Below are 14,904 nucleotides of genomic sequence, written 5' to 3' on the forward strand. Positions count from 1 at the left end.
CCCTGTCGCGAGGATCGAGAGTTACAGCCGGTGGCAGCAGCCGGTTCGAGTGACCTCGCGAGGAGACAGCAGTGAGCACGGGATACAGCATTGTCGTGGAAGTTCTGTCCGGCCAATTCGATTGCGTGGCGCGGGACTTGACACCGCACACCACGATGGAGGACGTGGACCTGGACTCGCTCGCACAGGTCGAGTTCGCCGTCGCCCTGGAGAACCGGACCGGCCTGAGGTTCAGCGACGACCAGGTCACCCTGGACACGACGCTGAGCCAGATCGCCGCCGTCATCGACGCCTCCCGCGAGGCCAACGCCTCATGCGAAGCGTGAAGTGCCCCGGCCCCGTCGGCGGCACCGTCCTGACGCCCGTCGAGGAACTTCTCTGCGGGAACGGCGCGCTCCCCGAGCCCCCCATCGGAATGGCCCTGCTGTTCGAGGGAAGACCGCCGCGTCTCGATGAGCTGCGCGGCCGGGTGGCCGATCGCTGGGGTGGCACCCCGCTGCTGTCCCGGACGCTGCTGCGGCCACCGCCTCCCACCTGGACGCGCCGTCACCGCTGGTCACCGGCCGCCGCGTTCGATGTCCGCGCCCAGGTCGTCGAGACCCGCGTCGAGGTCCCGCTCGCGGACGCGGACGGCACGGCGTTCACCGACCTGCTCGGCCGCCTGGTCGCCGAGCCGGTGCCCCACGGGTTGCCGCCCTGGCGCCTGCACCTGGTCCACGCGGGACGCGAGCACGCCCCCCGGGAGGCGTTCGCGCTCATCCTGACCACCCACCACTCCCTCATGGACGGCCGCTCCTTGGAGCGCCTGCTGAGCGGACTCCTGGACGGCGCCCCCGGCCGCGACGGCGCGTACGCCGGCGCGCGGTCCGTCCGTACGCCGCAGGCCGCCGGGCCCGTACGCGAGGCGCCCGCCCGGTGGGTCAAGCGCACCGGCCGCGTCCTCGACAGCGTGCGACCCGGGCGCGCCCTGCCGCTCGACGCCGGTCCGCCCCGCGTGCAACGGGACCTCGCCTGGGTGGATCTCGACGCGGACGCCGTTCGAGCGGCCCGCCGCGCCCTGCCGGGGCTCGGGGCGACCCTCAACGAGGTACTGCTGGCCTGCTCCGCGGGCGCCCTGCGCGCCGTCCACGGTGCGCCGGACACCTGGCCCGGACCGTCCCGCCCGCTCTTCGGCATCTTCTCCGTGGACCTGCGCACCCCGGAGCGGAGCGAGGAGCTGGGCAACATCGTCTCGGTGGTGCGGCTCCCGCTGCCCGTGGCGGCCGACGGCCCACGGGAGCGGCTGAGAGCCTGCCGCGCCACGCTGTCCGGTTCGGGGCCGGTGTACGGCGCGAGCACCGCCACCCGCTTGATCAACGCCGCCTCCGCGCTCGGCCCCTGGGCGCTGCGCCTGCTCGTCATGGAGTCCAGGAGGCCCCGTTGGGCCCCCGTGACCTGCATCGCCATCAAGTGGCCGCGCGGCGCCCGGTCCCTGGACGGCGCGCCGCTGACGAGGGTGATCCCGCTGCCGCAGGTGCCGATCCCGGGGACGGTCACCCTCGCGCTCGTGGATTTCGCGCGCACCTTCACCCTCTGCGTGGTGGGCCACACCCCCGCCGGTCACGCGCAGAACCTCGCCGACGCGTTCGGGCGCGAGCTGGCGGCCCTCGGGAACCATGATCCCCAACTCACCCTCGCGGCACGGTGATCGCCCGCCCTTCGTAACCCGCCGCCCCGTAACTCGTTCCCATCTGTGACCGTGAGCACCGGCATCGGGCGCCGGCGTCGGCCTTCCGGGCGCCGGTCTCAAGCGTCGGCCGCCCGTCGGCCCGGCGGCGCGGAACCGTAACGCCCGCGCGCTCGCCGTCACGAGGACGACGTGCCGACACGCGTACGGAGTGCCGGGCATGGCCACCACGACGCGGGCGACGCCGCACCGGCACACCGGACGGCACGAGGACAAGGGAAAGGCACCGTGGACACAGAACGGCTAGACCTCTGGAACGAGTTGCGCACCCTGTGCGCGAGCATCATGTCCGTGCCGGCGCAGGACGTCGTACCGCAAGCCCTGCTCGTGGCCGACCTCGGAGCCGACAGTCTGGACATCACCGAACTCCAGGCGGCCTCGGAGGAACACTTCGGCGTGTCCTTCAAGGGCACCGACCCCGCCGCCGTCAGCACCGTCGGTGACGTGGCCGACCTCATCGCGCGGCTGCGCACCGTCGCGGCGCCGGGCGTGGTCACTGCATGACCCCCAAGGACACTGTCGCGATCACCGGCCTCGGGGTCCGCTGCGGAGCAGGGGCGACCGTCGGCGAACTGTGGGAGAACCTGCTCAACTCCCGTTCCGCGGCCACGATGCACGCCTTCGACGACGAGGGCACCGTCGTGCGCCCCGCGTGCCCCATGCCCGCGTTCACGCCCGAGGGCTACCTGAGCGTGAAAGAGGTGCGGCGGACGGACCGGTCCGTGCAGTTGGCGGTGTGCGCCGCCACGGACGCGGTCGCCGACGCCGGGGGGCTGCACCCGCCGGCGGGCCGCCGGGCCGTCGTCACCGGCACCGCCTACGGCGGAATGATCAGCCAGGAGCGGGGCGTCGGGCAGCCCGACGTGCTGTACACACCCCGGCACATGCACAACGCCGGCGCGTACTGGCTCAGCGACAAGCTCGGCGTCACCGGCCCCACCCTGACCCTCTCCACGGCGTGCGCCTCCGGCACCCACGCGGTGGGCGAGGCCATGCAGCTGATCCGGACCGGGCGCGCCGATGTCGTCGTGGCCGGCGGTCACGAGAGCCCGATGACCGCGACGACCGCGCTGTCCTTCGGGCGCTCCGGTGCCCTGGTCACCGAGTGCGACGACGCCACCCGCGCCGCACGGCCGTTCGACGCGGAACGGCAGGGGTTCCTCCTCGCGGAGGCGGCGGCCTTCCTGGTGCTCGAACGGCTGGAGGACGCCCGCCGCCGCGGCGCGCGGGTCTACGCCACCCTCACCGGTTACGCCTGCACCTCCGACGCCCATCACCTCACGGCGCCGCAGCCCGAAGGCGTCGGCGCCCGGGCCTGCATGGAGCAGGCGCTCGCCGACGCCGGCACCCCCGCCGACGCCATCACCCACGTCAACGCGCACGGCACCGGCACCCCGCTGAACGACCTGGCCGAAGCCCGCGCCCTCTCCGACCTCTTCGGGCCCGCCGCCGTCCCGGTGACCGCCTGCAAGTCCGTCACCGGGCACGCCATCGGGGCGGCGGGAGCCCTGGAAGCCGTGATCACCGCTCTGTCGCTGTACGAGGGACTCGTGCCGCCGACCGCGAACCTCACCCGCCTCGACCCCCTGTGCGACCTGGACCTCATCACCGCGCGGCCGCGCAAGGTGCCCGCGGGGCCGGCCATCAGCAACAGCTTCGCCTTCGGGGGCCACAACGCCTGCGTCGTCCTCGACACCCCCCTGCCCTGACCCGGCGGGTGGACCGAGGCCGAGGACCGTGCCGACCAAGAGGACTGTGCCGACCAACCGGAAAGGGGCGCACCCATGAGGCTGACCGCATTGGAGGAAGGCTTCCTGTGCAATGGACTGCCCGAGACGATCGGCGCGGCCGCGCTGTTCACAGGTGACCCCTTCGACCTGGCCGAACTCCGCGCCCGCGTCGGCGAACGGTGGGGCGCGCTGGAGCGGATGAGCCAGCTCCCCGAGCCGTCGCGGACCGCGGCACTGCTGGGCCACCGCTGGTCGGCCCCGGCGCCGTTCGACGCCGCCGCACACGTCACCGCCTGCGCCCAGGAGCTGGAGCCGCTCCTGACGGCGTCGGTCACCCGGCGCCTGCCGACCGACCGGCCGCTGTGGCACCTGCTGGTCCCCGAGCCCACGCCGAGCGGCGAACAGCCCCTGCTGCTGCTGGCCCACCACGCACTCCTGGACGGCAGCTCCGTCCTCACCCTGCTCCGCCTGCTCATGGACGACCTCAGAACGCGGCCCCCGGCGCCCCTGACGACGCCACCGCGAGAGCGCCCCCGCGTCCCGGCCGCCACCCTGCTCAAGGAGTGGCGCGACAGCAACGCCCGTGGCCGGCACCTGCCGCTGGCACCCGGCGAGCCCCAGGCGTCCGTCGCCGTCGCCCGGCTCGACCCCGACGTGATGCGCTCCGCGCGCCGCCGGCCCTCCACCGGACGGGGCGCGACACTCAACGAACTGCTTCTCGGCGCCTTCGCAGGCGCCCTTCCCACCTGCTACGACGCCCTCGCGTCCCCGGCCGACGGCGACACGCCGCTCTTCGCGACGGTGCCGATGGACCTGCGTGCCCGGCACGAGACGGACGACCTCGGCAACCTCATCACCGCCATCCGCGTCCCCCTGCCCCTGGGCGCCGACACCCCGGCCGGCCGCCTGCACGCGTGCCAGCACCTGCTGGCCGCACTCCAGGAGCGGTCCCGGGCGCACCACGTGGTCCTGCCGATCCTGGAGGGCGTCACCCGGGTCGCGCCCTGGCTGACCGCGACGCTGGCCCGGCGCATCGCCCGGCCGGAGGTGACCACCGCGGTGTGCACGGCGTTCAAATGGCGGGACGGCCCCAGCCGCCTGCACGGCCGCCGCCTGAACGGCATCGTCACCCTGCCCGCCCTCTCCCCGCCCGGCACCGCGAACCTCGGCCTCGCCCAGCACGGCGACACCTACCTCCTCACCGTCGTGAGCCACCTGCGCCCGGCGGACTCCCGGCTCATCGCCGACACGGTGGCGAAGGAGCTCACGGCGATGGCGTTCGGAGGAGCCCGGCAGCCGATCGCATAAAGGGTCGGCGATTGCATAAAAGTGCGGCTCTGCGTATAGTCATGCCATCCAAGAGGAGGGTTCCATGGCGGTACGCGCAGCAGTGGCAGGGGCGAGCGGGTATGCGGGCGGCGAATTGCTGCGCCTGCTGCTCGCCCACCCCGAGGTGGAGATCGGCGCCCTGACCGGGCACGCGAACGCGGGGCAGCGCCTGGGCGGGCTCCAGCCGCATCTGCTCCCGCTCGCCGACCGCGTCCTGGAGCCGACCACCGCCGACGTGCTGGCCGGGCATGACGTCGTGTTCCTCGCGCTGCCCCACGGGCAGTCCGCCGCCGTCGCCGAGCAGCTCGGCCCCGACGTCCTCGTCGTGGACATGGGCGCCGACTTCCGGCTGAAGGACGCGGGGGACTGGGAGAAGTTCTACGGCAGTCCGCACGCCGGCACCTGGCCGTACGGGCTGCCCGAACTGCCCGGCGCGCGGGCGGCGTTGGCGGGCGCCCGGCGCATCGCCGTGCCCGGCTGCTATCCCACCGCCGTCTCCCTGGCGCTCTTCCCCGCGTACGCGGCCGACCTCGTCGAACCCGAAGCGGTGATCGTCGCCGCGTCCGGCACCTCCGGCGCGGGCAAGGCGGCCAAGCCGCACCTGCTCGGCTCCGAGGTCATGGGGAGCATGTCGCCCTACGGGGTCGGCGGCGCCCACCGGCACACGCCCGAGATGATCCAGAACCTCTCCGCCGCGGCGGGCACCCCCGTCTCCGTCTCCTTCACGCCGACCCTGGCCCCGATGCCCCGCGGCATCCTCGCCACGTGCAGCGCGAAGGCGAGGGCGGGCGTCGGCGCCGAGTCGGTGCGGGCCGCCTACGAGAAAGCCTTCGCCGACGAGCCGTTCGTCCACCTGCTCCCCGCGGGGCAGTGGCCCGCGACCGCCGCCGTGTACGGCTCGAACGCCGTGCAGGTCCAGGTCGCGTACGACGAGGCGGCGGGCCGCGTCATCGTGATCAGCGCCATCGACAACCTCACCAAGGGCACCGCCGGCGGCGCCCTGCAGAGCATGAACATCGCCCTCGGCCTCGACGAGGCCACCGGGCTCACTACGATCGGAGTCGCGCCGTGAGTGTGACGGCAGCCAAGGGATTCACGGCCGCGGGCATCGCCGCCGGAATCAAGGAGAACGGCAACCCGGACCTGGCCCTCGTGGTCAACACCGGGCCCCGCCTGGCGGCCGCCGGCGTCTTCACCTCCAACCGGGTCAAGGCCGCGCCCGTCCTGTGGTCGGAGCAGGTCCTCAAGGGCGGTCTCGTCTCCGCCGTCGTCCTCAACTCCGGTGGCGCCAACGCCTGTACGGGCCCCCGGGGCTTCCAGGACACCCACGCCACCGCCGAGAAGGCCGCCGAGGTGCTCTCCCTGAACGCGGGCGAGGTCGCCGTCGCCTCGACGGGGCTCATCGGCGTCACCCTGCCGATGGACAAGCTGCTGCCCGGCGTCGAGAAGGCGGCCGGTGAACTGTCCGCGCACGGCGGCGAGAAGGCCGCCATCGCCATCAAGACCACCGACAGCGTCCACAAGACGTCCGTCGTCACCAGGGACGGCTGGACCGTCGGCGGCATGGCCAAGGGCGCGGGCATGCTCGCCCCCGGCCTCGCCACGATGCTGGTGGTGCTGACCACGGACGCCGACCTGGCGGCCGACGTCCTGGACCGGGCGCTGCGCGACGCCACCCGGCTCACCTTCGACCGGGTCGACTCCGACGGCTGCATGTCCACCAACGACACCGTGCTCCTGCTCGCCTCCGGTGCGGCCGAGATCACCCCGGAGTACGCCGAGTTCGCCGAGGCCGTCCGCGAGGTCTGCGACGACCTGGGGCGCCAGCTCATCGGCGACGCCGAGGGCGCCAGCAAGGACATCAAGGTCGAGGTCGTGAACGCGGCGAGCGAGGCCGACGCCGTCGAGGTCGGCCGGTCCATCGCCCGCAACAACCTCCTCAAGTGCGCCCTGCACGGCGAGGACCCCAACTGGGGCCGGGTGCTCTCCGCGATCGGCACGACGTCCGCCGCCTTCGACCCGAACGAGCTGAACGTCGCCATCAACGGCGTCTGGGTCTGCAGGAACGGATCCGTCGGCGAGGACCGCGACCTGGTCGACATGCGCTACCGGGAGATCGTCGTCACCGCCGACCTCGCCGCGGGCGGGGCGAGCGCCACGATCTGGACGAACGACCTCACCGCCGACTACGTCCACGAGAACAGCGCGTACTCCTCATGAGCAAGGAAGCCGGCGGCCAGCCCACCGCCCGCAAGCACACCGCGCTGCCCAAGGCGCAGATCCTCATCGAGGCCCTGCCCTGGCTGACCCGGCACCGAGGCAAGACCGTCGTCATCAAGTTCGGCGGCAACGCCATGGTCGACGACGCGCTGAAGGCGGCCTTCGCCCAGGACGTCGTCTTCCTGCACCACGCGGGCCTCAGGCCCGTCGTCGTGCACGGCGGCGGACCGCAGATCAGCAGGGCCCTCGACCGGCACGGCATCGTCAGCGAGTTCAAGGCCGGCCTCCGGGTCACCACCGAGGACGCGATGGACGTCGTACGCATGGTGCTCGCCGGGCAGGTGCAGCGCGAGCTGGTCGGGCTGCTCAACCGGCACGGCCCGCTCGCCGTCGGCCTCACCGGCGAGGACGCGCACACCATCACCGCCACCAAGCATCAGCCCCGCATCGAGGGCGAACTGGTCGACATCGGCCGGGTCGGCGAGATCACCGAGATCGACACGGGCGCCATCGAGGCGCTCCTCGCCGACGGCCGCATCCCGGTCGTCTCCTCGATCGCCCGTTCCCAGGACGATCACCATGTCTACAACGTCAATGCTGATACGGCGGCTGCGGCACTCGCTGCGGCGCTGGGTGCCGAGACCCTGATGGTCCTGACCGACGTCGAGGGCCTGTACGAGGACTGGCCGAACTCCGACGAGGTCATCAGCCGCCTCACCGCCCGGGAGCTGGAGAAGCTCCTGCCCGAGCTGGCCAGCGGCATGGTCCCGAAGATGGAGGGCTGCCTGCACGCCGTGCGCAACGGCGTCGAGACGGCCCGCGTCATCGACGGCCGGGTCCAGCACTCGATCCTGCTGGAGATCTTCACCGACGAGGGCATCGGCACCATGGTCGTGCCCGACACGCCGGCCCACGCCACGCCGCCGCACGACACCGAGGGGGAGTCATGAGCAACCAGGAGCTGACCGAGCGCTGGCAGGGCGCGCTCATGGACAACTACGGCACCCCGCGGCTGCCCCTCGTGCGCGGTGCGGGCACCAGGCTGTGGGACGCCGACGGCAAGGAGTACCTCGACTTCGTCGGCGGCATCGCGGTCAACGCCCTCGGCCACGGCCACCCGGCCGTCGTCGAGGCCGTGAGCGCCCAGATCGCGGCGCTCGGCCACGTCTCGAACCTCTTCGTCGCCGAGCCGCCCGTCGCGCTCGCCGAACGGCTGCTCCAGCTCTTCGGCCGCGAAGGCCGCGTGTACTTCTGCAACTCCGGCGCCGAGGCCAACGAGGGCGCCTTCAAGCTCGGCCGGCTGACCGGCCGCCCGCACATGGTCGCCACCGATGGCGGCTTCCACGGCCGCACCATGGGCGCGCTCGCCCTCACCGGCCAGCCCGGCAAGCAGGAGCCGTTCCTGCCCCTGCCCGGTGACGTCACCCATGTCCCGTACGGCGACGTGGCAGCCCTGCGTACGGCCGTGACCAGCGAGACGGCGTTCGTGATCATCGAGCCGATCCAGGGCGAGAACGGCGTCGTCATGCCGCCCGCGGGTTACCTCACGGCGGCCAGGGAGATCACCCGGGCCACCGGGACCTTCCTCGTCCTGGACGAGGTGCAGACCGGGATCGGGCGCACCGGCCACTGGTTCGAGCACCTCGCGCACGAGGACGTGGAACCGGACATCGTCACACTCGCGAAGGGTCTCGGCGGTGGTCTGCCGCTCGGCGCGACCGTCGCGTTCGGTGCCGCCGCCGAGCTGTTTCGGCCCGGGCACCACGGCACGACGTTCGGCGGCAACCCGGTCGCCTGCGCCGCCGGACTCGCCGTGCTCGACACCATCGCCGCCGAGGGACTGCTGGAGAACACCAAGCGGGCGGGCGACAGGATCCGTGACGGGATCGAGTCACTCGGCCACCCGCTCGTGGCCCGTGTCAGGGGCTCGGGCCTGCTGCTGGGTATCGTGCTCACCGAGCCGCTCGCGCCACGGGCGCAGCAGGCGGCTCAGGACGCCGGCTTCCTGGTCAACGCGCCCGCCCCCGATGTCGTACGGCTGATGCCGCCGCTGAACGTGCGCGACGACGAGGTGGAGACGTTCCTCCGGGCCCTGCCCGGCGTACTGGACAAGGCCGCCGAGGCCGACGGGGACGGACGATCCGGAGAATGAGACGACGATGAGCCAGGCGCAAGGCAACGAGCACGGCGACCACGCGGGTCCCGCCGTGCCGCAGACCCGCACCGCACGCCACCGCCGGATCGTGGACATCCTGAACCGGCAACCGGTGCGCTCCCAGAGCCAGCTGGCGAAGCTGCTCGCCGACGACGGCCTGACCGTCACGCAGGCGACGCTCTCCCGGGACCTGGACGAGCTGAACGCGGTCAAGATCCGCGACGCCGAGGGCGACCTCATCTACGCGGTGCCGAGCGAGGGCGGTTTCCGCACCCCGCGCGCGCCGCTCGGGGAGTCGGCCAAGGAGGAGCGGATGCGGCGCCTGTCCGCGGAGCTGCTGATCTCCGCGGAGGCCTCGGCCAACCTCGTCGTGCTCCGTACGCCGCCGGGCGCGGCCCAGTTCCTCGCCTCGGCCATCGACCAGGCCGAGCTGCACGACGTCCTCGGGACGATCGCGGGCGACGACACGTTGATGCTGATCAGCAGGGAGCCCGCGGGGGGCCAGGCGCTGGCGGACCACTTGCTGCGGCTGGCCTCGAACGAGTGACTCATCCTCAGTCGCCGGGCGGGCTTGATGTCCGCCCGTCCGGCGAAATCCGGGCGCCGTTCGGTGACTTCCGAGAGCCTTCCGGTGACTTCTGGGAGCGCGCCATCCAGGCGGCCACCAGCGCCCCCGACACGTTGTGCCACACGGAGAAGACCGCCGAGGGCAGCGCGGCCAGCGGGCTGAAGTGCGCCGTCGCCAGGGACGCGGCCAGGCCGGAGTTCTGCATGCCGACCTCGAAGGCCATCGCCCGGGACGCCGGCGGGCCGAGGCGGGCCAGCTTGCCCGCGCCGTAACCGAGCGCGAGGCCCAGGCCGTTGTGCAGGAACACCGCGAGGAACACCAGTGCCGCGGCCGACTTGATGGCCGCGGCACTGCCCGCGACGACGATCGCCACGATCGCGGCGACGGTCAGCGCCGACAGCCACGGCAGCGCGCCGAGCACCCGGTCGACGTACCGCCCGAGGAGCAGCCGCACGGCGAGTCCGGCGACGACCGGCAGCAGGACGGTCTTGAGGATGTCCGTGACCATCGAGCCCGCGTCGACGGGCAGGTACTCGCCCGCGAGCAGCAGGGTCAGCGCCGGTGTGACCAGCGGGGCGAGGACCGTCGAGACGGTGGCGACGGACACCGAGAGCGCCACGTCGCCGCGCGCCAGATAGGTCACCACGTTGGACGCGGTGCCGCTCGGCGCGCAGCCCACCAGGATCACCCCGGCCGCCAACTGCGGCGACAGGCCGAGCGCGTGGGCGATCAGCCAGCCGAGCCCCGGCATGATGACGTAGTGCGCGACGAGGCCGAGCGCCACGGCCCAGGGCCGCTTGACCACGCCCTGGAAGTCGAGCGGGGTCATGGTCAGCCCCATGCAGAACATCACCACGCCCAGCAGGTACGGGACGTTCGTCCCCCAGCCCTCGAAGGCGCCCGGCGCGGCGATGCCGAGGCCGCCCGCGGCCAGGACGAGGACGGGGAAGACGGTGACGGCCCGGCGGGCCGCCCTGCCGCCGCCGCTCCCGCCCTCGCCGTCGGCGGGGCCGGTGTCACTGGGGATGGTCTGTTCGGGTCGCACGGCGTGATGCAACGCCGCGGCCCGGCGCCCACGCAACCCCGTCTCGGTATGTGGTCGCTACATGTACGTCAGGTGGTCGCGCCATGCCCTACGGGGTGACGTGACGTCAGTTCTGTGCCAGAGCCGTCGGTCCCGACGTCGTGCCGATCGCGATGTGCGGCATCCCGTCCGGCCTCACCCACCGCAGCACCGCGCGCATCGCCTCCTCGGAGACCGACACGCAGCCGGCCGTCGCGCCGCGTCCGTTGACGTGGAGGAAGATCCCGGCGCCCCGGTCGCGCACGGGACGGTCGTAGTTGAAGCCGATCACGAGGGCGTGCCGGTACTGCGGGTCGTAGGTGACGAGGTGTTCGGACTCGGCGGCCCGGCAGTCGGCGGCGAGCGGTTCGGACCAGCGGTTGTAGGACTGCGAGCGGTTGTCCTGGCACCACCAGGACTCCTTCGTCACGCGCCGGTAGGGGTAGTGGGCGCCGGGGGGCCGCGGCGCGAGCCCGAAGGCGTACGGCAGCGCGTACAGCCCCGTGGGGGTGGTGTCCGTGCCCTGACGGCGCGAGGCGCCCGCCACCAGTCCGTTCGCGCCGAAGCGCGCGGGCGCGGAGCCGGCCCGCACCCAGCGCCCGCCGCGCCGGTCCCACCAGGTGAGCGTGCCGGTGGTGGAGTCGGCGCGGGGCGCCTGCGCGGTGATGAGCTGGCTGCCGCCGCCCGTGTCGGCCATCCGCTCCGGCAGCGGCGGGTTCGAGCCGGGCGCCGACCCGAGCGTGCCGAGGGCGGCGAGAAGGGCGGCACGGGCGAGGGCGGCGGCTCTGGGGCGCATGGCTCAGACGCTAGTGGGCGGCAGCGGGAGCGGCAGCCCGGGAAGGCCGTCGATGCTCCGCGCGATGTGCTCCTTCTTGGTGAAGTAGGCGCTCAGCGAGGCGTCGTCCTCCCGTGCGAAGCGCCTGCTGTGCAGGTCGCGGTCCTCGTCGTACGTCATGAAGGGCACCGCGTAGCCGCAGGTGTCCCGGACCAGTTCGGCCGTCACGACGATGATGGCGCGCAGGCCGTGCGGGGCGGGGTCGATGTCGGGGAAGTGGGCGAGCAGCTCCTGGAAGCGCGGGTCGTCGCGGAAGACCGGCTCGCCGCGGCCGTGCACCCGTGCGATGTTGGGCGGGCCCTGGAAGGCGCACCACATGAGGGTGATGCGGCCGTTCTCGCGCAGGTGCGCGACGGTCTCGGCGTTGCTGCCCGCGAAGTCGAGGTAGGCGACGGTCCGTTCGTCGATGACCGCGAAGGAGCCCTTGAGGCCCTTGGGGGAGAGGTTGATCGTGCCGTCCCCGGAGAGGGGCGCGGTCGCCGTGAAGAACATCGGCTGCGCCTCGATGAAGGCGCGGAACCGGCCGTCTATGTGTTCATAGGTCTTTCCCATGGCTAAGGATTATTCTCTGAAAACCTTTGCCTGTCTAATGAATCTGCGACGAATGTGGCGCCACCGCGCCCCGCGAGGTGGCGATTGACGAATCATGCAGAGTTCTGCATACTCATGCATCAAGAAGAGTGACCCGGTGAGTGACAGCCATGAGCCATGAGGAGCACGTGCAGTGAGCAGCAACAACGGCGGTGACGTCCGGCTCTGGGGCGGACGGTTCGCCGACGGGCCCGCCGAGGCCCTGGCCAAGTTGTCCGCGTCGGTCCACTTCGACTGGCGTCTGGCGCCGTACGACATCGCCGGCTCCCGCGCCCACGCGCGCGTGCTCCACAAGGCGGGCCTGCTCACCGAGGACGAGCTGACCCGCATGCTGGCCGGGCTCGACCAACTCGAAGGGGACGTCGCCGACGGCTCGTTCGTCGGCACCATCGCCGACGAGGACGTCCACACCGCCCTGGAGCGCGGCCTGCTCGAACGGCTCGGCCCCGACCTCGGCGGCAAGCTGCGGGCCGGGCGCTCGCGCAACGACCAGGTGGCGACGCTCTTCCGGATGTACCTGCGCGACCACGCGCGGATCATCGGCGGCCTGCTCGCCGACCTCCAGGGCGCGCTCGTGGGCCTCGCCGAGGCGCACCCGGACGTCGCCATGCCGGGCCGCACGCACCTCCAGCACGCCCAGCCGGTGCTCTTCGCCCACCACGTCCTCGCCCACGCGCAGTCCCTGTCCCGGGACGCGGAGCGGCTGCGGCAGTGGGACGCGCGCACGGCCGTGTCGCCGTACGGTTCCGGCGCGCTCGCCGGGTCCTCGCTCGGCCTCGACCCGGAGGCGGTCGCCGAGGACCTCGGCTTCGAGCGCGGCAGCGTGGGCAACTCCATCGACGGCACGGCCTCGCGTGACTTCGTCGCGGAGTTCGCCTTCATCACCGCGATGATCGGCGTGAACCTCTCCCGCATCGCGGAGGAGATCATCATCTGGAACACGAAGGAGTTCTCCTTCGTCACCCTCCACGACGCGTTCTCGACCGGCTCCTCGATCATGCCGCAGAAGAAGAACCCGGACATCGCCGAGCTGGCGCGGGGCAAGTCGGGCCGCCTGATCGGCAATCTGACCGGCCTGCTGGCCACCCTCAAGGCCCTGCCGCTCGCCTACAACCGCGACCTCCAGGAGGACAAGGAGCCGGTCTTTGACTCCTGCGACCAGCTGGAGGTCCTGCTGCCCGCGTTCACCGGCATGATGGCGACCCTCACCGTCCACCGCGAGCGGATGGAGGAGCTGGCCCCGGCCGGTTTCTCGCTCGCCACCGACATCGCCGAGTGGCTGGTCAGGCAGGGCGTGCCGTTCCGGGTCGCGCACGAGGTCGCGGGCGAGTGCGTGAAGGTCGCCGAGGCCGAGGGCAAGGAGCTGGACGAACTCACCGACGAGCAGTTCGCCAAGATCTCCGCGCACCTCACCCCCGAGGTGCGCACGGTCCTCGATGTCCCCGGCGCCCTGGCCTCCCGCGACGGCCGCGGCGGCACCGCCCCCTCGGCCGTCGCCGTCCAGCTCGCCGAGGTCAAGGCGGACCTGGCGCTCCAGGAGGAGTGGGCGGCGGCCCGCGGGTGAGCCGAGGGCGTCGCGGGTTACGTTGGCGGGAAGATCCCCTACGACGAGGAGCCCGCGATGTCCTTCGCCCGGCTGGCCAAGGCCACGACCCCGACCGCGCATCTGGGGCTCGGCCTCGCCGCGGTCGGCAGGCCCGGCTACATCACGCTGGGCCGCGAGGCCGACCTGCCGCCGTCCCGCGGCGTGGACGCCCTGCGCGAGCGCGCCTTCGAACTCCTCGACGCCGCGTACGCCTCGGGTGTCCGTTACGTCGACGTGGCGCGCTCCTACGGCCGCGCCGAGGAGTTCCTCGCCGACTGGCTGCGGGCCAGGCCCGACGTCCGTGACGTCGTCGTCGGCAGCAAGTGGGGTTACACGTACACGGCGGACTGGCGCACCGACCCCGAGGGGCCGCACGAGGTCAAGGACCACGGCGTCGCCGCGTACGACCGGCAGCGCGCCGAGAGCGCCGAGCTGCTCGGCGACCGGCTCGACCTCTACCAGATCCACTCGGTCACGCCCGGGAGCCCGGCGCTCACCGACCGGGAACTCCACGCCCGGCTCGCCGCCCTGGCCGCCGAGGGCGTCACCGTCGGCCTCTCCGTGAGCGGCCCGGAGCAGGCGGCCGCGATCCGCGCCGCCCTCGCCGTGACTGTCGACGGAGCGCCGCTGTTCCGGACCGTGCAGGCGACGTACAACCTCCTGGAGACCTCGGCGGGCCCCGCGCTCGCCGAGGCGCACGACGCGGGTCTCACCGTGATCGTCAAAGAGGGCATGGCCAACGGCCGCCTCGCCGCCCCGCACGCGCCGGCCGCGCTGCGCGAGGTCGCCGAGGAGGCGGGGTACGGGTGTGACGCGGTGGCGCTGGCCGCCGTGCTGCGCGAGCCGTGGGCGGGCGTGGTCCTGTCGGGAGCGGCGACCTCCGCGCAGCTCGTGTCCAACCTGCACGCGGCGGTGGTCGACCTGGACCCCGGCCGCCTGGGACGCCTGGCGGAGCTGGTGGAGGAGCCGGGGGCGTACTGGGGGCGGCGCGGGGAGCTGCCCTGGCACTGAACGGCGGCCGCCGAGGGGTGTGCGGCGAGGCGATGGCATGCCGGTGAGGCGAGACCGTCGCACACCGTCGATGCGATGCGCCGCTGAGACA

At 72.8% G+C, this 14,904-nt stretch carries 15 protein-coding genes; 12 read left to right on the forward strand and 3 right to left on the reverse strand.

Going from position 1 to position 14,904, the window contains the following annotated elements; all coding sequences use genetic code 11:
• Positions 1-95 precede the first annotated feature (95 nt).
• The 10 genes from ACZ516_RS25310 (at position 96) to ACZ516_RS25355 (ending at position 9,707) form a co-directional block, all read left to right on the forward strand.
• Positions 96-326, forward strand: coding sequence for an acyl carrier protein (locus tag ACZ516_RS25310; protein WP_361078749.1), 231 nt, complete (start codon positions 96-98; stop codon positions 324-326).
• The gene (locus ACZ516_RS25315) at positions 314-1,687 is read left to right on the forward strand and encodes a WS/DGAT domain-containing protein (protein WP_469011734.1); all 1,374 of its coding nucleotides are present in this window, start codon (positions 314-316) and stop codon (positions 1,685-1,687) included. The genes ACZ516_RS25310 and ACZ516_RS25315 overlap by 13 nt, the downstream gene beginning before the upstream one ends.
• A 267-nt stretch (positions 1,688-1,954) precedes the next feature.
• A complete protein-coding gene (locus tag ACZ516_RS25320; protein WP_361078743.1) occupies positions 1,955-2,230 on the forward strand; it encodes an acyl carrier protein in 276 nt (91 codons plus the stop codon).
• Positions 2,227-3,435, forward strand: coding sequence for a beta-ketoacyl-[acyl-carrier-protein] synthase family protein (locus ACZ516_RS25325; protein ID WP_361078740.1), 1,209 nt, complete (start codon positions 2,227-2,229; stop codon positions 3,433-3,435). The genes ACZ516_RS25320 and ACZ516_RS25325 overlap by 4 nt, the downstream gene beginning before the upstream one ends.
• Positions 3,436-3,510: 75 nt before the next feature.
• The gene (locus ACZ516_RS25330; protein WP_469011735.1) at positions 3,511-4,764 is read left to right on the forward strand and encodes a wax ester/triacylglycerol synthase domain-containing protein; all 1,254 of its coding nucleotides are present in this window, start codon (positions 3,511-3,513) and stop codon (positions 4,762-4,764) included.
• A 64-nt stretch (positions 4,765-4,828) separates the two neighbouring features.
• Positions 4,829-5,857 (forward strand): N-acetyl-gamma-glutamyl-phosphate reductase, encoded by a 1,029-nt coding sequence (gene argC / locus ACZ516_RS25335; RefSeq protein WP_358577881.1) that lies wholly within the window; start codon positions 4,829-4,831, stop codon positions 5,855-5,857.
• Positions 5,854-7,005 carry a bifunctional glutamate N-acetyltransferase/amino-acid acetyltransferase ArgJ gene (gene argJ, locus ACZ516_RS25340; protein ID WP_469011736.1) on the forward strand — a complete coding sequence of 384 codons (1,152 nt, stop codon included), beginning with the start codon at positions 5,854-5,856 and terminating at the stop codon, positions 7,003-7,005. The genes argC and argJ overlap by 4 nt, the downstream gene beginning before the upstream one ends.
• A complete protein-coding gene (argB, locus tag ACZ516_RS25345) occupies positions 7,002-7,955 on the forward strand; it encodes an acetylglutamate kinase (RefSeq protein ID WP_469011737.1) in 954 nt (317 codons plus the stop codon). Before argJ ends, argB begins: the two co-directional genes overlap by 4 nt.
• A complete protein-coding gene (locus ACZ516_RS25350; RefSeq protein WP_469011738.1) occupies positions 7,952-9,157 on the forward strand; it encodes an acetylornithine transaminase in 1,206 nt (401 codons plus the stop codon). Before argB ends, ACZ516_RS25350 begins: the two co-directional genes overlap by 4 nt.
• A 7-nt stretch (positions 9,158-9,164) precedes the next feature.
• Positions 9,165-9,707: an arginine repressor gene (locus tag ACZ516_RS25355; protein WP_358577893.1), complete on the forward strand. Its 543-nt coding sequence runs from the start codon at positions 9,165-9,167 to the stop codon at positions 9,705-9,707.
• Between the two features lie 7 nt (positions 9,708-9,714).
• Here the strand turns inward: ACZ516_RS25355 and ACZ516_RS25360 are convergent, their stop codons facing one another.
• From ACZ516_RS25360 to ACZ516_RS25370, 3 genes are all read right to left on the reverse strand, one after another.
• A complete protein-coding gene (locus ACZ516_RS25360) occupies positions 9,715-10,755 on the reverse strand; it encodes a bile acid:sodium symporter family protein (RefSeq protein WP_469011843.1) in 1,041 nt (346 codons plus the stop codon).
• Between the two features lie 124 nt (positions 10,756-10,879).
• The gene (locus tag ACZ516_RS25365; RefSeq protein WP_469011739.1) at positions 10,880-11,587 is read right to left on the reverse strand and encodes a L,D-transpeptidase family protein; all 708 of its coding nucleotides are present in this window, start codon (positions 11,585-11,587) and stop codon (positions 10,880-10,882) included.
• A 3-nt stretch (positions 11,588-11,590) separates the two neighbouring features.
• The gene (locus ACZ516_RS25370; RefSeq protein WP_361078721.1) at positions 11,591-12,178 is read right to left on the reverse strand and encodes a pyridoxamine 5'-phosphate oxidase family protein; all 588 of its coding nucleotides are present in this window, start codon (positions 12,176-12,178) and stop codon (positions 11,591-11,593) included.
• Positions 12,179-12,350: 172 nt separating this feature from the next.
• On the opposite strand from ACZ516_RS25370, the gene argH reads away from it, so the two are divergent.
• Together argH and ACZ516_RS25380 are read left to right on the forward strand one after the other, a co-directional pair.
• Positions 12,351-13,781 (forward strand): argininosuccinate lyase, encoded by a 1,431-nt coding sequence (argH, locus tag ACZ516_RS25375; protein WP_469011740.1) that lies wholly within the window; start codon positions 12,351-12,353, stop codon positions 13,779-13,781.
• Between the two features lie 57 nt (positions 13,782-13,838).
• Positions 13,839-14,813, forward strand: a complete 975-nt coding sequence (locus tag ACZ516_RS25380; protein ID WP_469011741.1) for an aldo/keto reductase — start codon at positions 13,839-13,841, stop codon at positions 14,811-14,813.
• Positions 14,814-14,904 lie beyond the last annotated feature (91 nt).

The sequence above is a fragment of the Streptomyces sp. NPDC034037 genome (assembly GCF_055575715.1).